Below are 17,530 nucleotides of genomic sequence, written 5' to 3' on the forward strand. Positions count from 1 at the left end.
GCAAGTGGTCTCCGCTTAGATTGCCCTGGTGGGTCCGACTTACGCTGCCATAGTCAACGGGGGACTCCGCCGTACTCTGGCCACGTCCACACGGACGACGTCGACGATGACAGGCCCGAAGGGAAGAGCGATGACGCTGGCACATCTGCCCTGGCGATCCCCCGCCGCAGGCACCGACCGCGCGTGCCTGCTCGATGTCGAGCGGGAGCTCGGCTACCGAGAGGTGGAGCGCCGCGCCGCCGCGTTCGCCGAGCAGCTGACCGCGCAGGGCGTCGGCCCCGGCGACGTCATCGCGATCATGCTGCCGAACGGCATCGAGCTCGTCATCGCCCTGCTGGGCGCGTGGCGCGTGGGCGCGGCGGCGACGCCGGTCAACCCCACCTTCACCGAGCGCGAGCTGCGGTATCAGCTCCAGGACTCCGGTGCGCGGCTGCTGCTCACGACGCGCGACGGCGCCGGGGCGCACGCTCCGCTCGACGTGCCCGTGATCTTCGCCGACGAACTGCGCACGACGCCCGAGGGCGAGGTCGTCACGCCGGACGTCGCCGCCGATCGCATCGCGCTGCTCATCTACACGAGCGGCTCGACGGGACAGCCCAAGGGCGTCATGCTCGACCACGCGAACCTCGACGCGATGGCCACGATGTTCGCCCGGCACACCGAGCTCACCGCCGACGATCGCGCGCTGCTCGTGCTGCCGCTGTTCCACGTCAACTCGATCTGCCTGAGCCTGCTCGCCCCGTTCAGCGTCGGCGCGAGCACCGCGCTGGTCGAGCGGTTCGTGCCGGCGGGCTTCATCGCCGCGATCGAGCGGTTCGCGCCGACGTACTTCTCGGCGGTCCCCGCCGTGTTCGCACGGCTCGCCGAGCTGCCGCCCGACGTGGCCCCCGACCTCAGCGGCATCCGGTTCACGATCTGCGGCGCCGCGCCGGTCTCCAAGGAACTGCTGCAGCGCTGCGCCGACCGCTTCGGCCTGCGCATCCTGGAGGGGTACGGGCTCACCGAGGGCACGTGCGCCTCCGCCTGCAACCCGCTGCACGGGGTCCGCAAGCTCGGCAGCGTCGGGCCCGCCCTGGCCGGCCAGCGCATCTCGATCACCGACGAGGCCGGAGACCCCGTGCCCGCCGGAGAGCGCGGGGAGGTGCGCATCAGCGGGCCGACGGTCATGCGCGGCTACCTCGGCCGCCCGGAGGCGACGGCCGAGACGGTCGTCGACGGCTGGCTGCGCACCGGCGACGTCGGCATCCTCGACGAGGACGGCTACCTGTTCATCGTCGATCGCATCAAGGACATGATCATCCGCGGCGGAGAGAACATCTACCCCAAGGAGATCGAGGCCTTCCTCGCCACGCATCCCGCCGTGCTCGAGTCGGCGGTGGTGGGAGGGCCCCACGAGGCGCTGGGCGAGGTGCCCGTCGCCTACGTCGTGCTCCTTCCGGGCTCCGACGCCGACGCGGAGGAGCTCGTGGAGCACTGCAGGAGCGGACTGACGAAGATCAAGGTCCCCGCCCGCATCCGGATCGTCGACGCGCTGCCGCGCAACCCGGTCGGCAAGATCGACAAGCCCGAGCTGCGACGGCGCACCCCGGCCGTCGACGTCCCGCCCACGGAGGCCGTCCGGGTCGTCTGAGCCCGCTCATCCCCAGGACCGCGCGACACCCCTTCGCGACGGCCCTCTCTACGAGCCTGCCCGGATCCGGGTCCGGCCGGCTCCGTCCACGCACAGGCACACACGCAAGACCCATCACCGAAGGAGTTGTCATGGGATACAAGACACCCCGGTTCCCCGCCGTGGGGGACCCGCTGGAGTTCATCCAGAAGCCGCTGCAGGAACGCCTGAGGTTCCTCTCGAAGGAGTGGGGCGAGTGGGGCTTCGGCGCCGCCCACAACATCCACGTCCTCTACCTGATGAAGCTGTTCGGCGCCTATCTCATCGGCGGCACGCTGCTGATCACCCTCACCTCGGGCCTGAACCCGCTCGAGCCGTCGACCTACCTGCTCAACCCGGTCTTCTACCAGAAGCTCCTCGTGATGACGATGCTGCTCGACGCCATCGGGGTCGCGGGCTCCTGGGGGCCGCTGGCCGGCAAGTTCGGCCCGCTCACGGGCGGCATCCTGTTCTGGTCGCGCCCCGGCACGATCCGTCTCGCGCCGTACAAGTGGATCCCCGGGGTCAAGGGCACCGAGCGGAAGATCTTCGACGTCTTCCTCTACTGGGGCTTCCTGTTCTCGATGGGCATCGCGGTGCTCTCGCCCGGACGCACCGACCTGGAGTCCCTGGCGAGCTTCCAGGCGTACGTCGCGGCCCACGCGACGAGCCTGCCCGCCTGGGTCGTCGACAACGCGGCGGACTTCTCGCTCATCCAGACCACGCCGCTCATCGTGGCGGTCGTCTTCCTGCTGGCGCTCGGGCTGCGTGACAAGATCATCTTCCTCGCGGCCCGCTCCGAGCAGTACCTGCTGCCGGTGGTCTTCTGCTTCGCGTTCCCGCTGTTCTCGCCGAACGGCGTGGTCGACATGATCATCGCGTTCAAGATCTTCCTCGTCACGATCTGGGTCGGCGCCGGCTTCTCGAAGTGGAACCGGCACTTCAGCCCGGTCATCCCGCCGATGATGTCGAACACGCCCTTCTACGTGCCCCGCTTCGTCAAGAAGGCGATGTACAAGGACTACGCGAACGACGACCTGCGTCCGAGCCACCTCGCCCACTTCATCGCGCACGTGCCCGGCACGATCGTCGAGTTCGCGACGCCGCTCGTGATGCTCTTCGTCGTCGGCAACGCGTTCGGCGGCCACACCACGGTGACGATCGCCACGCTGCTGATGATCGCGTTCTGCCTCTTCATCATCTCGACGTTCCCGATCGCGGTGCCGCTGGAGTGGAACCTCCTGTTCGCGGTCACGGCGGCCGTCTGGTTCCTCGGCTACCCGAACGTGGCCGGCTTCAGCGTCTTCGACATGTCGCAGGCGTGGATGCCGTGGGCCGTGATCGCGATCCACGTGTTCCTCGTGATCTTCGGAAGCCTCCGCCCGGACAAGGTCTCCTTCCTCGCCTCGCTGCGTCAGTACGAGGGCAACTGGGCGACCGGCACGTGGGCGATCCACCCGGACGCCGAGAAGAAGCTGCACCGCGTCTACCGTCCGACCAAGGACCAGATCGACCAGTTCCAGGCGATGGGCCTGCCGTACCCCCTCGCCGAGGCCTTCCTGCAGATGACGCTCGGCTGGCGGTCGCTGCACAGCCAGGCGCGCGGTCTCTTCTCGGTGCTGCTGAAGAACGTGCCCGACATCGACCACCGCCGCATCCGCGAGGCCGAGTTCGGCACCAACGCGATGATCGGCTTCAACTTCGGCGAGGGGCACTTCCACGACGAGGAGCTCATCGCCGCGATCCAGGAGCAGGCGCAGTTCGAGCCCGGCGAGTTCATCGTCGCCTGGGTCGAGTCGGAGCCCCTGTGGCACGGGTACCAGGAGTACAAGCTCATCGACGCGGCCCTGGGCGTGGTGGAGACCGGTCGCTGGAAGGTGAAGGACGCGATCCAGGAGCAGCCGTGGCTGCCGGGCGGGCCCATCCCGCTCGAGGTGCGCTGGCGCCACCCGGAGTTCCACCGGCTGCAGTTCACGGCGACGAGCATCCTGGGCTCGGCGACCGAGTCCGAGGCCGACGCGGATGCCGGCTCGGACGCCGCACCGGCCGCCGCCGTCCCGGTCCCGGCCGGGGTGTAGGAGGCGTCGGGTCGATGACCAACGCGATCGTGGTCGGCAGCGGGCCCAACGGGCTCGCTGCCGCCACCGTGCTCGCGCGGGCGGGCGTCGAGGTGACGGTGCTCGAGGCATCCGATCGCCTCGGCGGCGGCGCGCGCTCGACGGAGACGCCGCTCGAGGGCCTCGTGCAGGACCACTGCGCGGCGGTGCACCCGATGGCGCCTGGGTCGGCGTTCTTCCGCTCGCTCGACCTCGGGGCGATGGGCGTCGAGTGGGCCTACGCGCCGATCGACGCGGCGCACCCCCTCGACGGCGGGGATGCCGGTCTGCTCCGCACCTCGGTGGAGCAGACCGCCGCCGGGCTCGGCGCCGACGGCCGTCGCTGGGCGGCGGCCTTCGGCCCGCCGTCGCGCGCGTTCGACCGGCTCTCGGGCATGATGATGGCCCCCATGGCGCGGTTTCCCCGGCACCCGCTGCTGCTCGCGCGCTTCGGGCTCGTCGCGGGCCCGCCGCCCGCGGTCACGGGCCGGTTGTTCCGCACCGAACGCGCGAGGGCGCTGTTCACGGGCGTCGCCGCGCACGCGATCCAGCCGCTCACGCTGCCGCTCGTGACGGGCATCGGCGCGGGCATCATCACGGCGGGGCACGCCGTGGGCTGGCCCGTCGTCAAGGGCGGCACGGGCGCCTTCACCGACGCGCACATCCGCCTGCTGCGGGGCCTGGGCGTGAGGTTCGAGACGGGACGGCGCGTCACGAGCCTCGCGGAGCTGCCCGCGCACGACGTGCTCATGCTCGACGTGCACCCGCACGCCGCCGCCGCGATCCTCGGCGACCGGCAGCCGGCGCGGGCGCGCAACGCGTACCGGCGCCTGCGGTCCGGCCCCGCGGCGTTCAAGCTCGATCTCGCGGTGCAGGGCGGCATCCCGTGGACGCATCCCGAGGTCGGCAGGGCCGGCACCGTGCACCTGGGCGGGACGACCGCCGAGATGATCGCCGCGGAGCGCGACTGCGCCGCGGGCCGCATGCCCGAACGGCCCTTCGTGCTGCTGGGGCAGCAGGCCGTCGCGGACCCCGGCCGCGCGCGGGGCGACATCGTGCCGGTGTACGGCTACGCGCACGTGCCCAACGGGTACACGGGAGACGCGACCGCGGCGATCCTCGCCCAGATCGAGCGGTTCGCACCGGGCGCCCGCGAGCGCATCGTCGCGATGCGCGCGCGCACGCCCGCCGAGAGCGAGGCCGAGAACGCCAACTTCGTGGGCGGCGACATCCTCACGGGCGCCAAGTCGCCGCTGCAGTTCATGCTCGGGCCGCGGCTCAGCGCCCAGCCGTACGACACGGGAGTGCCCGGCGCCTACCTGTGCTCGGCCGCCACGCCGCCCGGACCTGGTATTCATGGCATGAGCGGGTACAACGCCGCGCAGCGCGCGCTGCGGCGGCTCGGGCACGGCGGGACCGGCGATCGAGGAGGTGCGGCATGGTGAGCGAGGCCGGGCTGCGCGAGCTCGTCGCCCTCGTCGGCGGGCGCCTGCAGGCGGCGGCGCCGACGATCGTCGACGACATGCGCGACCTGCTGGCGGAGCGCATCGACGGCCTGGGGCAGGACCCGCAGCTGATCGACATGCTGCGCGCGAGCATCGACGGCAACGTCACGACGCTCTGCCACATCCTCAGCAACGACATCGGGGTCGACGCGCTGCAGCCCACGACGGCCGCCGTGGAGTACGCCGTGCGCCTCGCGCAGCGCGACGTGCCGCTCGGCGCCCTCACGCGTGCCTACTACCTGGGTCAGGCGCTGCTCGTGCGCCGGGTCATCGACGCCATCGACGCCCTCGCGATCGCCGACGCGGAGGCCCCGATGCTGCTGGCGCGCCGGGTCATCGACGTCATCCACAACTACATCGACTGGATCCTCAAGTACGTCACCGAGGTGTACGAGGCCGAGCGGCGCAAGTGGTGGCGGGCGCGGGCGGTGTCGAACGCCGCGGCCGTGCTGAAGGCGCTGCGCGGGGAGCACATCACGAACCCGAGCTTCGAGAGCGAGACGAAGTACTCGCTCGACCAGCGTCACCTCGCCGTCATCGCCTGGCTGGAGTCGGGCAGCGACGACCACGAGGACCAGCGCCGCATCGACCAGCTCCTGCGCCGCGTCGCGACCCTGCTGAGCTCCTCGCGGCCGCCCCTCATCGTCGCGGCCGACCGCTCCACGGCCTGGTGCTGGATCGCGATCCCTGCGGACGGCGTCGACGACGGCCTCGTCGAGCGGGTCGACCAGCTCGGAGCGGCCGACGACATGAGCAACATCCGCGTCGCGATCGGCGAGGCGGGCACGGGGATCGCGGGCTTCCGGCGCTCGCACGAGCAGGCGGCGAAGGCGCGGCTCGTGGCGCTCGGCGCCGCGCACTACCGCGATGCCCGCGCCGTCGGGTTCTCCGATCCCGACGTCGCGCTGCTCTCGCTGATCATGCACGACGTGCCGGGCGCGGTCGCGTGGACGCGGGAGGTGCTCGGCTCGGTCGCCGATCCGGGGCAGTCGAACGCGGCGCTGTGCGAGACGCTGTCGGTCTTCTACACGCGGGGCGAGAACTTCACGAGAACGGCCGAGGTGCTCGGCATCCACCGCAACACGGTGCGGCAGCGGGTGAACCGGTTCGAGACCGAGCGGGGGTCGAAACGTATCGACCCTCTCGAGATCTCGCTCGCGCTGCGCGTGCTGCAGCTGCTCGGCGGCACGGCCTGAGAACGCGCGAGCGAACTTTAGCGTATATGGCCTGTGGTATTCTTTAGGTTGCCGAAAGGATATAACTGCATGCTTTTTGAGGTTGGCGAGACGGTCGTTTACCCGCACCACGGGGCCGCGACGATCATCGAGGTCAAGGACCGGGTCATCAAGGGCGAGACCAAGAAGTACCTGAAGCTCAATGTCACGCAGGGCGACCTTATCATCGAGGTTCCGGCCGACAACGTCGACCTCGTCGGTGTGCGCGACGTCATCGGCAAGGACGGCCTCGAGCGCGTGTTCGACGTGCTGCGCGCGCCGTTCACCGAGGAGCCGACCAACTGGTCGCGCCGGTACAAGGCCAACCTCGAGAAGCTCGCGTCGGGCGATGTCATCAAGGTCAGCGAGGTCGTGCGCGACCTGTGGCGCCGCGATCAGGACCGCGGCCTCTCGGCGGGCGAGAAGCGCATGCTCGCGAAGGCCCGCCAGATCCTGGTGTCGGAGATCGCCCTCGCGCTGAAGAAGGACGAGGAGCACGCGTCGGGCGTGCTCGACGAGGTGCTGGCCTCCTGACCCCTCCCGCGGCCGCGGTTCTCCCGGCCGTGACCTGACGCCCGGCGGAGCACGGCCGTGTGCACCGCGAAGGGGCCGGTAGCCTCGAAGGCATGAGCATCATCGCGGTTCCGCGTGTCGCCGTCATCGTCGTCGCGGCGGGTTCGGGACAGCGCCTGGGCGCCGGCGTGCCGAAGGCCTTCGTCGGGATCGACCGGCACACCGTGCTGCGGCACGCGCTGCGCGGCGTGTTCGCCGCCGCGCCCGCGCAGGTGGTCGTCGTCGCCCCCGAGGACCGGCAGGGCGACGCGCTCACCGAGGCCGCCGAGGCCGCGGGCGATCGGGGCGACCTCCTGCGCGTCGTCGCGGGCGGCGCCACCCGGCAGCAGTCGGTCGCGGCGGGCCTGGCCGCGCTCTGGGCCGACATCGACGTCGTGCTGGTGCACGACGCGGCGCGTGCGCTCACGCCCGCCGACGTGTTCGACCGCGTCGTGTCGGCCGTCGACGGGGGAGCGGATGCCGTGGTGCCCGTGCTGCCGGTCGTCGACACGATCAAGCGGGTCGAGGGCGCCCGGGTGGTCGAGGCCGTCGATCGCAGCGCGCTCACGGCCGCGCAGACCCCGCAGGGGTTCCGCCGCGACGTCATCGCGGCCGCCTACGCGACCGCGCCCGCGGAGTTCACCGACGACGCGGCCCTCGTGCAGGCCGCGGGACGCGTCGTGCGCACCGTCGCGGGCGATGAGCGGGCGTTCAAGATCACGACGCCGGGCGACCTCGAGCGGGTACGCGCGCTCGTGACGCCGCTCGCGCCCGTCACGCTCGCGCCCGTCGTCGCCGCGCCGCGCGTGGGCGTCGGCACCGACGTGCACGCCTTCGGCGGCGACGGCGCGCTGTGGCTCGCGGGCGTGGAGTGGCCGGGCGAGCGTGCGCTCTCGGGCCATTCCGACGGCGACGCCGTCGCGCACGCGATCGTCGACGCCGTGCTCGCGGCCGCGGGCCTCGGCGACATCGGCACGCACTTCGGCACCGACCGCCCCGAGTACGCCGGCGCGCACGCCGCCGCGTTCCTCGCCCGGGTGCGGATGCTCGTCGCGGAGGCCGGCTTCGTGGTCGGCAACGTGTCGGTGCAGGTGCAGGCGAACCGGCCGCGGCTGGCGGGCCGGCGCGACGAGTGCGAGCGCGTGCTGTCGGCGGCGCTCGGCGCGCCGGTGTCGGTGTCGGCGACGACGACCGACGGCCTCGGGTTCACGGGCGCCGGCGACGGCGTCGCCGCGTTCGCGGTCGCCGTCGTCGTGCCCGCCCCCGCGCCCTAGCGCCCGCCGCGCCGTAGCGCCCGTCCCATCCGTCCCGTCCCGAGGGTGCCAGTTGTTCTCGCGAGGGTGCCAGTTGTTTCCGCGAGGGTGCTTCCGCGCCCGGGGTGAAAGCACCCTCGTGCTGACAACCAGCACCCTCGGCTAGATAACTGGCACCCTCGCGGGGATCAGGGGGAGGGGAGAGGGGGAGGGGGCGCCTTTTTTTGGGGGCGGGGCTCAGCCCTCGATCGCGAAGGGCTCGGGGTCGCGGGCGCGACGGGAGCCGGCGGCGAGCAGGGCGAGGCCGGCCACCAGCACGACGAGGCCGGCGATCGCGAGCGGCGCGAGCTGTTCGCCGAGCACGACGATCCCCAGCACCGCGGCCGTCACGGGCTCGGCGAGCGTGAGCGTCGCCGCCGTCGCGGCCGTGAGGCCCACGAGCCCCCACGTGAACAGCAGATAGGCGACCGTGACCGTGGCCAGGCCGAGCCAGAGGGCCAGGGCGACGCCGCGGTCGGCGCCGATCCACGAGAGATCGACGAACGGCAGCGCGACGAGCGCGATCGCGGCCGAGACCGCGCCCATCGCCCCGACCACCGTGAACGAGTCCCAGCCGGCCTCGAGCAGGCGGCGCTGCGCCACGGCGAGCACCGCGAACGACGCGCCCGCGCCGATCGAGGCCGCGATGCCCAGCGGGTCGGTGGCGCCCGCGCTGAACGAGCCGGCGGCGCCCGCCTGCCCGCCGAAGCCGAGCAGCGCCACGCCGACCGTCGCGAGCGCCGTCGCGACGAGCCACACCGGCGAGGGACGGCGGCGGGTGAGCACGCCCTCGAGGACGCCCGCGATGACGGGCGCCGAGCCGATGCCGACGACCGTCGACACGGCGACGCCGTTGCGCTCCGTGCCGATGAAGAAGAGCGGCTGGTACAGCGCGAAGGCGACGCCGGTCGTGACCATGAGGGCGCCCGCGCGGCCCGACCAGACCGGGCCGGGACCCGTGCGCCGGCGCGCGTGACGGCGCGCCAGCACGGCCGCCGCCACGGCGAGGGCCGAGCAGCCGATCGCGAGCCGCACGACCCCGATCGACAGCGGCGAGGCGTCGGGCCCGAGCGCCTGGCTGGTTCCCGTCGTGCCGAACAGCACCGCGGCGGTGAGCACGGCGAGGGCGGGGAGCACACTGGTACCGTACCGCCGCGAGTAGGCTGGTGCGGTGAAGATCCGGCTCTACGACACCAAGGCGCAGGCACTGCGTGACTTCGTGCCCCTCGACCCGGAGAACGTCACGATCTACGTCTGCGGCCCGACCGTGCAGTCGGGGCCGCACATCGGACATCTGCGCGGCGCGCTGTCGTTCGACCTCCTGCACCGCTGGCTCGCGCGCCGCTTCGGACGCGTCACCCTCGTGCGCAACGTGACGGACATCGACGACAAGGTGCTGCAGAACGCGACCGACGCCGAGCCGTGGTGGGCGCTCGCGTACCGCATGGAGCTGGAGTTCACGGCGGCGTATTCCGCGATCGGCATCCTGCCGCCCGCCTACGAGCCGCGGGCGACGGCATCCGTGCCGCAGATGCAGGAGCTCATCGCGCGGCTCATCGACGCCGGCCACGCCTACGCCGTCGAGGGGAGCGTCTACTTCGACGTGCGGTCGTGGCCCGAGTACGGCGCGCTGACGAACCAGCGACCGGATGCCATGGAGCCCTCCGGCGACGCCGAGCCCGGCAAGCGCGATCCCCGCGACTTCGCCCTGTGGAAGGCGGCCAAGGCGGGCGAGCCCGCGTCGGCCACGTGGGAGTCGCCGTGGGGCCCCGGCCGGCCCGGCTGGCACATCGAGTGCTCCGCGATGTCGCGCCGCTACCTCGGCCCCGAGTTCGACATCCACGGCGGCGGGCTCGACCTGCGCTTTCCGCACCACGAGAACGAGCTCGCGCAGTCGGCCGCGGCGGGCGACGGCTTCGCCCGGTACTGGGTGCACAACGGCCTCGTGACGGTCGGCGATCAGAAGATGTCGAAGTCGCTCGGCAACTTCCTGCTCGCGGCCGATCTCCTCGCCGAGCGCGCGCCGCTCGTCGTGCGCTATGCGCTCGCCGCCGCGCACTACCGGTCGAGCCTCGACGTGTCGGCGTCGTCGTTCGACGAGGCCGAGGCGGCGCTCGAGCGCATCGCGACGTTCATCGCGCGCGTTCGGCGGACCCTGCCCGGCGCGCCGGACGAGACGCGCATCGGGATCCTGCCGGAGGCGTTCGAGGCCGCGATGGACGACGACCTCGGCGTTCCGCAGGCCCTCGCGGTCATGCATGAGACGGTGCGTCGCGGCAACGCCGCGATCGACGCGGGCCGCACCGCGGACGCCTGGACCGCGTTCACGGAGGTCGACGCGATGATCCGCGCACTGGGGTTCGACGAACTCGCCGGCAGCGGAGGGATCGCCGGGGCGGCGGATGCCGCGCTCGACGCCCTCGTGCAGACGATGATCGCCCAGCGCGCCGAGGCGCGCGCGAACAAGGACTGGGCGGCCGCCGACCGCATCCGCGACGCGATCGCGGCGGCCGGCATCGTCCTCGAAGACGGTCCCGACGGGACGCATTGGAGTATCAACGATGGCTAGACCAGGACGCCCGGGCGCGAGCAAGGGCAAGGGGAAGAAGGGCCCTCAGAAGGGCACGGGCGGCCACGGCCGCAAGTCGCTCGAGGGCAAGGGCCCGACGCCCAAGGCCGAGGACCGCAGCTGGCACGTCGCCGGCAAGCGCAAGGCGGCGCAGGAGCGCTATGCCGCAGCGGGCGGCAAGGGCCGGCCCGGCCCGCGGCCCGCGGGCTCGAACCCGAACCGCCTGCAGCGCGCGAAGGGCTCCGACGACACCGAGACGGTCACGGGCCGCAACAGCGTGCTCGAGGCGCTGCGCACGAGGATCCCGGCGACCGCGCTCTACATCGCGCAGCGCGTCGAGATGGACGACCGGGTCAAGGAGATGCTGTCGATCGCGACGCACCGCGAGATCCCCGTGCTCGAGGTCACCCGCCCCGAGCTCGACCGCATGGCGGGCATCGATGGCGTGCACCAGGGCGTCGCGCTCAAGGTGCCGCCGTATCAGTACGCGCACCCGCAGGACCTGCTCGAGGAGGTGACCGAGCGCGGCGCGCTCCCGCTGCTCGTCGCCCTCGACGGCGTCACCGACCCGCGCAACCTCGGCGCCATCATCCGCTCCACGGCCGCGTTCGGCGGCCAGGGCGTCATCCTCCCGCAGCGCCGCTCGGCGAGCGTGAACTCGGCCGCGTGGAAGACGAGCGCGGGAGCCGCGGCGCGCATTCCCGTGGCGATCGCCGCGAACCTCACGACGACGCTCAAGGAGTTCAAGAAGCAGGGCGTGTTCGTGCTGGGGCTCGACGGCGACGGCGACGTGTCGCTGCCCGCTCTGGAGCTGGCCGATCGCCCCGTCGTGATCGTCGTCGGCTCGGAGGGCAAGGGGCTCTCGCGACTGGTCACCGAGACGTGCGACCAGATCGTGTCGATCCCGATCTCGGCGGCGACCGAGTCGCTGAACGCGGGCATCGCGGCATCCGTCGCGCTCTACCAGGTCGCCACGCTGCGCGGCCCGCAGGACTGACCGACACGATCGAGAGGAAATCGACATGGCACGCATCGCAGTTCTGGGCGGCACCGGCTACGCCGGCAGCCACATCGTCGCCGAGGCCGTGCGCCGCGGCCATACGGTCGTCTCGGTCGCGCGGTCGCTCCCGGCCGAGCGCGTCGAGGGCGCGACGTACGTCGAGGGCACCCTGCTCGACGTGCCGGGCCTGGCCGCCGAGCTCGAGGGCGTCGACGTTCTCGTGTCGGCGATCGCGCCGCGCGGAGACATGCTGGGCTTCGTGCGCCCGGGCGTGCAGGCACTGCTCTCGGTGCTGCCCGACGACGTGCGCGTGGGCGTCATCGGCGGCGCCGGCGGCAGCCTCGCGGCCCCCGGCGGCCCGCGCCTGCTCGACACGCCCGAGTTCACCGAGGAGTACAAGCCCGAGGCGCAGGAGGCCTACGGCATCCTCGAGGACCTGCGCGCCTCGGCGAGCCCGCGTGACTGGTTCTACGTGCACCCCGCGGGCGGCTTCGGCGCCTGGAACCCGGGCGAGCGCACGGGCTCCTACCGCGACGGCGGCGACGTGCTCGTGGTCGACGAGGCGGGGGAGTCGTTCATCTCCGGGGCCGACCTCGCGGTCGCCGTGCTCGACGAGATCGAGACGCCCCGGCACCACCGCGAGCGGTTCACCGTCGGGTACTGACCCGGATCGGTATCCCGATCACACCAGATCGCGCCAGTCGATGCTCCCGGTGTCGGGCTCGACGTCGGCGTCGGCGATGTCGGACAGCGTCAGCGAGGTCGTCTCGGTCGGCGGGCCCATCACGGTCGCCTCGTCGCGGCGATGCCGCAGCACCGTGTCGACGTACGACGAGAGCGCCTCGGCGAGCGAGACCGACCGGTTCAGCTCCTGAGACATGTACCAGCGGTGCTCGAGGGCCTGGTGATACACCTCCGCGGGCTCCAGCTTCGCCCGCAGGTCGAACGGGATCGCCTTGACGACCGGCTCGAACACGCGCGTGAGCCACTCGTGCGCCACCATCTCCTCGTCGGAGCCGAGTCGTGAGACGCGCGCGCGGAACTCGTCCATGTCGTTGAGCAGCCGGCGTGCCTGGTTCTCCTCGACGTCGAGTCCCGTCAGTCGCAGGAGGCGCCGCTGGTGGTGGCCCGCGTCGACGACCTTCGGCTGGATCGACACGGTCGCGCCGTCGGAGGTCGTCTCGATCGACATCTCGTCGATGTCGAAGCCGAGATCGTTGAGCTGCCGCACGCGCTCTGTGATGCGCCACGTGTCGCGCGCGTCGAAGGTCTCCAGGTCGGTGAGCGCGCCCCACAGCGAGTGGTAGGAGCTCACCAGGCCGTCGGCGATCGCGATCGCGTCGATGCCGCCCTCCAGGCGCCCGCCCGCCTCCAGGTCCATGATCTCGCCGGCGATATTGGTGCGGGCCACGTCGAGATCGTGCTCGCGCTGGCCGGCCGTCAGGCGCGCGTCGTAGAGCTCGCCGGTCTCGGCGTCGACGAGGTAGGCGGCGAACTCGCCGGCGTCGCGCCGGAACAGCGTGTTCGACAGCGACACGTCGCCCCAGAAGAACCCGACGTTGTGCAGCCGCACGAGCAGCGCGGCGAGGGCGTCGACGAGCCGCGTCGCGGTGTCGGGACGCAGCACCTGGTTGAAGAGCGCGCGGTACGGCAGCGAGAAGCGCAGGTGCGCCGTCACCAGCGCCGCGGGCAGCGGCTCGCCCTCCGCCGTGCGGCGCCCGTCGATGACCGCGACGCGATCGACGCACGGGACGTCGAGGCGCGCGAGCGAGCCCAGCATGTCGTACTCTCGCCGGGCCATCTCGGATGTCGTCTCCTTGACGGCGACGACGCGCCCCGACAGGCTCGCGAAGCGCACGAGGTGCCGCGAGATGCCCTTGGGCAGCGACACGATCGTGTCGCTCGGCCACTCGGCCAGCGACGTCTGCCAGGGGAGTGTCAGCAGTCCGGCATCCATGCTGCTCGCGGTGATCGTCAGCGACTGCGGCACGGTCTCTCCTCCCGGATGACCGAGCGCGGCGCGGGCGGTTCGTGGAACCTCCCGCGCCGCGCTCGTGGCGTGAACGACGATCAGGCCGCGGCGATCGCCTTGTCGGTCAGCCGCTCGCCCGAGCCGAGGTCGAAGACGTGCACGTGGCCGGGGACCGGGGCGAGGATCACGCGCTCGCCCGCGTTGGGGTGACGGCGGCCGTCGACGCGCGCCACGATGTCGGTGCGCTTGCCGTTGATCTCGGTGTGACCGTACAGGTAGCCGTCGGCGCCGAGCTCCTCGACGAGGTCGACGTCGACGGTGAGGCCCTGGCCGTCCTCGGGGTTGACGATGATGTCCTCGGGTCGCACGCCGACGGTCACCTCGGAGCCGTGCGCCTTGCCGAGCGTGTCGGCCTCGACGGGGACGACCTTGGTGCCGAAGCGCACGCCGCCCTCGGCCAGGTCGGCCGGGAACAGGTTCATCGCGGGCGATCCGATGAAGCCGGCGACGAAGACGTTGCTCGGGCGCTCGTAGAGGTCGCGGGGCGTGCCGACCTGCTGCAGCAGGCCGTCCTTGAGCACGGCGATGCGGTCGCCCATCGTGAGCGCCTCGGTCTGGTCGTGCGTGACGTAGACCGTCGTGACGCCGAGACGGCGCTGCAGCGACGCGATCTGCGTGCGCGTCTGCACGCGCAGCTTGGCGTCGAGGTTCGACAGCGGCTCGTCCATGAGGAACACCTGCGGGTTGCGCACGATCGCGCGGCCCATCGCGACGCGCTGGCGCTGGCCGCCCGAGAGCGCCTTCGGCTTGCGCGTGAGGTACTGCTCGAGGTCGAGGATCTTCGCCGCCTCGAGCACGCGCTGGGCGCGCTCCTCCTTGCTCACGCCGGCGATCTTCAGGGCGAAGCCCATGTTCTCGGCGACCGTCATGTGCGGGTAGAGCGCGTAGTTCTGGAAGACCATCGCGATGTCGCGGTCCTTGGGGGGCACGTCGGTGACGTCGCGGTCGCCGATGAGGATGCGGCCCGAGTTGACCTCTTCGAGGCCCGCGAGCATGCGCAGGGTCGTGGACTTGCCACAGCCGGAGGGGCCGACGAGAACGAGGAACTCGCCGTCGGCGATGTCCAGGTTGATCTTGTCGACCGAGGGGCGCGTGGCCCCCGGGTAGATGCGGGTTGCGCTGTCGAACGTGACGGACGCCATGATTTCTTCTCCTTCACCGGCAGGTACGTGCCGGACGATCCGTAGTGAGGATGAACGGGGGGCTCCCGTGCGCCCGCCATTGGGCGCGCCCTCAGTATGGCACGCGTGCCCCGGCCGTGTCTGGGTTTCTCCCAGATTGGGTGGCTACCATCGAGACGGTCCGCCCCCCGAACGGACCCGATCCACACCGCTTTTCGTCCGACAAGAGGTCCGATGTCTTCTGAGGTATCACCGAACGCGCCCGCGTCACACGACCGTCGAGAGGCCGTTCGCCAGAAGGCCGAGCAGGTGCGGGTCAAGCAGCGGCGCACGCGCGTGCTGCGTCGTTCGGCGCTCGGCGCCGGTGCCGTCGTCGCCGTGGGCGCCGTCGCGGTCGCCGTCGTCTGGGCGGTCGGCTCGGCGATCGACCGTCCGCAGCTGAGCCCTCGCACGGCCACGGGCGACGGCTTCGCGGTGACCTCGATCGGCGCCGCGGTCGTGTCCGATCAGGTCTCCGTGCCGGATGCCCCCGTGACGCCGACGCCCGACCTGGCGCGCGAGGAGTCGACGGTCCCCGTCGAGCCCACGCCGGCCGCCGAGACGCCCGAGGTCGAGATCCAGGTGTACCTCGACTACCTCTCGCCGGGTGCCCGTCAGTGGCAGCTGGCCAACGCCAAGCAGCTGACGACCTGGGTCGACAGCGGCGCGGTCTCGCTCAGCTACCACCCCGTCTCGATGCTGACGGCGAAGTCGAACGGCACGAAGTACTCGCTGCGCGCCGCGGCGGCCGCGGCCTGCGTCGCGCAGCACGCTCCCGAGACGTTCTTCACGTTCAACGGCGAGCTGCTCGCGAACCAGCCCGCGATCGACTCCGACGGCTTCTCCGACGTCGAGCTCGCCGACCTCGCACAGGCCTCCGGCGTCGACGACCCGAAGACGGTGCGCGCGTGCATCGAGGAGGGCGACTACCTGTCGTGGGTGAAGGCCGCGACCGAGCGCGCCGTCGCCGGCATCCCCGGTGCCGACGGCCTCGCCCTCACCGGCACGCCCACGATCATCGTCAACGGCCAGAAGTACGAGGGCCGCCTCGAGGACCCCGCCGAGTTCGCGCAGTTCGTGCTGACGAGCGCCAGCGGGGCGTTCTACAAGAACCAGTCGGCCACGCCCACCCCGACGCCGACGGCCACCCCGACCCCCACGCCGGAGGAGGCGCCCGCGCCCGAGGAGACCCCCGCGGAGTGACGGGCCGCGCGGCGGCGGGCGAGCGACCCGGTGACGGGCCGCGCGGACGGGCTCGCTAGACTGAAGCCCTTGCCGGCTTGGCGCAATTGGTAGCGCACCGTACTTGTAATACGGGGGTTGCAGGTTCGAGTCCTGTAGCCGGCACCGTCTCTGCGCCGGTGGCCCGCGCCGTCGGCTACTTCTTCTTGCCGCGCCTCTTGTCCTTGCCGGACGACGGCATGCGGCTGACGAACGCGCTCGCGTTGACGGGCTTGCGGTATCCGCGTCGCGCGTTCGCGGGCTTGCGGCCGACGTAGAGCCAGCCCAGGAGCTCCTCGTTCTTCTTCAGCCCGTGCGCCTTGGCGACCGCCTTCGACCGGGTGTAGCCGCCCGTGCGCCAGATGACGCCCCAGCCGGCGTCGTCGAGCAGCAGGCTCAGCGTGTGCGCCACGCCCGACGCGACCGCCTCCTGCTCCCAGCGCGGCACCTTGCCGCTCTTGCGGTAGCTGGCGACGACGGCGATGAGAAGAGGCGCGCGCAGCGGCTTCGACGACGGCGACTTGTCGCCCTCGGCCTTCGCGATCGCGCTGCCCAGGGTGCGCCGGTCGTCGCCGCGCAGCTCGATGATGCGCCACGGACGCAGCGACGAGTGGTCGGCGACGCGGCCGGCCGCCGCGACGAGCTCCAGCAGCTCCTCGTGCGTCGGCGCCTCGTCGGTCACCTTCGACCACGAGCGTCGCGTGCGCACGGCCTCCAGCACGGGTGAGGGGGCGGGGGGCGCTGTCGTGGCGGGGGTCGTCGCAGGGGCGGGCGCCGCCGCAACGGAGAGGGTGTCGCTGCTCATCACTGTTCCTCGGGGGCGAAGCTCAGGGCGATCGAGTTCATGCAGTAGCGATCGCCGGTGGGGGTCCCGAATCCGTCGGGGAAGACGTGTCCGAGGTGCGATCCGCATGCCGCGCAGCGCACCTCCGTGCGCACCATGCCGAGCGAGCGGTCCTCGATCAGCTCGACGGCCTCGGGGCGCACGCTCTCGTAGAAGCTCGGCCATCCGCAGTGGGAGTCGAACTTCGTGCCGCTGCGGAACAGCTCGGCCCCGCAGCCCGCGCACGTGTACAGTCCGGCGCGGTGCTCGTCGAGCAGCTCGCCGGTCCACGGCCGCTCGGTCGCCGCCTCGCGCAGCACGGCGTACTGGTCGGGCGTGAGCTCGGCGCGCCACTGTTCATCAGATCTGCTGACGGGATAGCTCATCGTGAGACCTCCTCGACACTCTCCAGACTCTA

Annotated in this window: 15 protein-coding genes and 1 tRNA gene; 11 read left to right on the forward strand and 5 right to left on the reverse strand. The window is 71.9% G+C overall.

The window, feature by feature from the left end; translation table 11 throughout:
- The first annotated feature begins 130 nt into the window (after positions 1-130).
- The 6 genes from AOA12_RS06720 to ispD all read left to right on the forward strand — a co-directional run bounded on the left by AOA12_RS06720 (position 131) and on the right by ispD (position 8,289).
- On the forward strand, positions 131-1,630 hold the full coding sequence (locus AOA12_RS06720; protein ID WP_054681356.1) for a class I adenylate-forming enzyme family protein: 1,500 nt from the start codon (positions 131-133) through the stop codon (positions 1,628-1,630).
- Positions 1,631-1,761: 131 nt separating this feature from the next.
- Positions 1,762-3,726 (forward strand): DUF3556 domain-containing protein, encoded by a 1,965-nt coding sequence (locus tag AOA12_RS06725; protein WP_082406019.1) that lies wholly within the window; start codon positions 1,762-1,764, stop codon positions 3,724-3,726.
- Between the two features lie 14 nt (positions 3,727-3,740).
- A complete protein-coding gene (locus AOA12_RS06730; protein ID WP_054681358.1) occupies positions 3,741-5,189 on the forward strand; it encodes a phytoene desaturase family protein in 1,449 nt (482 codons plus the stop codon).
- Positions 5,183-6,445 carry a PucR family transcriptional regulator gene (locus tag AOA12_RS06735; protein ID WP_054681360.1) on the forward strand — a complete coding sequence of 421 codons (1,263 nt, stop codon included), beginning with the start codon at positions 5,183-5,185 and terminating at the stop codon, positions 6,443-6,445. The genes AOA12_RS06730 and AOA12_RS06735 overlap by 7 nt, the downstream gene beginning before the upstream one ends.
- 69 nt (positions 6,446-6,514) lie before the next feature.
- On the forward strand, positions 6,515-6,997 hold the full coding sequence (locus tag AOA12_RS06740; protein WP_054681362.1) for a CarD family transcriptional regulator: 483 nt from the start codon (positions 6,515-6,517) through the stop codon (positions 6,995-6,997).
- Positions 6,998-7,089: 92 nt separating this feature from the next.
- Positions 7,090-8,289 (forward strand): 2-C-methyl-D-erythritol 4-phosphate cytidylyltransferase, encoded by a 1,200-nt coding sequence (gene ispD, locus AOA12_RS06745; RefSeq protein ID WP_054681364.1) that lies wholly within the window; start codon positions 7,090-7,092, stop codon positions 8,287-8,289.
- 216 nt (positions 8,290-8,505) lie between these two features.
- Here ispD and AOA12_RS06750 read toward each other — a convergent pair whose 3' ends face one another.
- On the reverse strand, positions 8,506-9,444 hold the full coding sequence (locus AOA12_RS06750; protein ID WP_054681366.1) for a DMT family transporter: 939 nt from the start codon (positions 9,442-9,444) through the stop codon (positions 8,506-8,508).
- 34 nt (positions 9,445-9,478) lie between these two features.
- On the opposite strand from AOA12_RS06750, the gene cysS reads away from it, so the two are divergent.
- From cysS to AOA12_RS06765, 3 genes are read left to right on the forward strand one after another with little or no spacing between them, the layout of a single operon-like run.
- The gene (gene cysS, locus AOA12_RS06755) at positions 9,479-10,876 is read left to right on the forward strand and encodes a cysteine--tRNA ligase (protein ID WP_054681368.1); all 1,398 of its coding nucleotides are present in this window, start codon (positions 9,479-9,481) and stop codon (positions 10,874-10,876) included.
- Complete coding sequence (rlmB, locus tag AOA12_RS06760; protein WP_054681370.1) at positions 10,869-11,873, forward strand: 23S rRNA (guanosine(2251)-2'-O)-methyltransferase RlmB; 1,005 nt, start codon at positions 10,869-10,871, stop codon at positions 11,871-11,873. The genes cysS and rlmB overlap by 8 nt, the downstream gene beginning before the upstream one ends.
- Positions 11,874-11,898: 25 nt before the next feature.
- Positions 11,899-12,540, forward strand: coding sequence for an NAD(P)-dependent oxidoreductase (locus AOA12_RS06765; RefSeq protein WP_054681372.1), 642 nt, complete (start codon positions 11,899-11,901; stop codon positions 12,538-12,540).
- A gap of 18 nt (positions 12,541-12,558) precedes the next feature.
- Here AOA12_RS06765 and AOA12_RS06770 read toward each other — a convergent pair whose 3' ends face one another.
- A complete protein-coding gene (locus tag AOA12_RS06770; protein WP_156366434.1) occupies positions 12,559-13,866 on the reverse strand; it encodes a DUF4032 domain-containing protein in 1,308 nt (435 codons plus the stop codon).
- A gap of 80 nt (positions 13,867-13,946) precedes the next feature.
- Entirely contained in the window at positions 13,947-15,050 is a 1,104-nt protein-coding gene (locus AOA12_RS06775; protein WP_054681374.1) for an ABC transporter ATP-binding protein, read from the reverse strand.
- A 213-nt stretch (positions 15,051-15,263) separates the two neighbouring features.
- Between AOA12_RS06775 and AOA12_RS06780 the strand changes: the two genes are divergently transcribed.
- Both AOA12_RS06780 and AOA12_RS06785 read left to right on the forward strand, forming a co-directional pair.
- The gene (locus AOA12_RS06780) at positions 15,264-16,271 is read left to right on the forward strand and encodes a DsbA family protein (RefSeq protein WP_054681376.1); all 1,008 of its coding nucleotides are present in this window, start codon (positions 15,264-15,266) and stop codon (positions 16,269-16,271) included.
- 71 nt (positions 16,272-16,342) lie between these two features.
- Positions 16,343-16,415: transfer RNA gene (locus AOA12_RS06785), tRNA-Thr, on the forward strand.
- 31 nt (positions 16,416-16,446) lie between these two features.
- Here AOA12_RS06785 and AOA12_RS06790 read toward each other — a convergent pair.
- Positions 16,447-17,094 (reverse strand): nitroreductase family protein, encoded by a 648-nt coding sequence (locus tag AOA12_RS06790; RefSeq protein WP_054681377.1) that lies wholly within the window; start codon positions 17,092-17,094, stop codon positions 16,447-16,449.
- The gene (gene msrB / locus AOA12_RS06795; RefSeq protein WP_054681379.1) at positions 17,094-17,498 is read right to left on the reverse strand and encodes a peptide-methionine (R)-S-oxide reductase MsrB; all 405 of its coding nucleotides are present in this window, start codon (positions 17,496-17,498) and stop codon (positions 17,094-17,096) included. Before msrB ends, AOA12_RS06790 begins: the two co-directional genes overlap by 1 nt.
- Positions 17,499-17,530: the final 32 nt, after the last annotated feature.

It is taken from the genome of Microbacterium sp. No. 7, assembly GCF_001314225.1.
Taxonomy (GTDB): Bacteria; Actinomycetota; Actinomycetes; order Actinomycetales; family Microbacteriaceae; genus Microbacterium.

Coding starts and splice junctions, on each gene's coding strand:
- AOA12_RS06730 (WP_054681358.1), top strand. CDS start 3,741: ATGACCAACGCGATCGTGGTCGGCAGCGGGCCCAACGGGCTCGCTGCC.
- ispD (WP_054681364.1), top strand. CDS start 7,090: ATGAGCATCATCGCGGTTCCGCGTGTCGCCGTCATCGTCGTCGCGGCG.
- AOA12_RS06725 (WP_082406019.1), top strand. CDS start 1,762: ATGGGATACAAGACACCCCGGTTCCCCGCCGTGGGGGACCCGCTGGAG.
- AOA12_RS06765 (WP_054681372.1), top strand. CDS start 11,899: ATGGCACGCATCGCAGTTCTGGGCGGCACCGGCTACGCCGGCAGCCAC.
- msrB (WP_054681379.1), bottom strand. CDS start 17,498: ATGAGCTATCCCGTCAGCAGATCTGATGAACAGTGGCGCGCCGAGCTC.
- AOA12_RS06790 (WP_054681377.1), bottom strand. CDS start 17,094: ATGAGCAGCGACACCCTCTCCGTTGCGGCGGCGCCCGCCCCTGCGACG.
- AOA12_RS06775 (WP_054681374.1), bottom strand. CDS start 15,050: ATGGCGTCCGTCACGTTCGACAGCGCAACCCGCATCTACCCGGGGGCC.
- AOA12_RS06740 (WP_054681362.1), top strand. CDS start 6,515: ATGCTTTTTGAGGTTGGCGAGACGGTCGTTTACCCGCACCACGGGGCC.
- AOA12_RS06735 (WP_054681360.1), top strand. CDS start 5,183: ATGGTGAGCGAGGCCGGGCTGCGCGAGCTCGTCGCCCTCGTCGGCGGG.
- rlmB (WP_054681370.1), top strand. CDS start 10,869: ATGGCTAGACCAGGACGCCCGGGCGCGAGCAAGGGCAAGGGGAAGAAG.
- AOA12_RS06720 (WP_054681356.1), top strand. CDS start 131: ATGACGCTGGCACATCTGCCCTGGCGATCCCCCGCCGCAGGCACCGAC.
- AOA12_RS06780 (WP_054681376.1), top strand. CDS start 15,264: ATGTCTTCTGAGGTATCACCGAACGCGCCCGCGTCACACGACCGTCGA.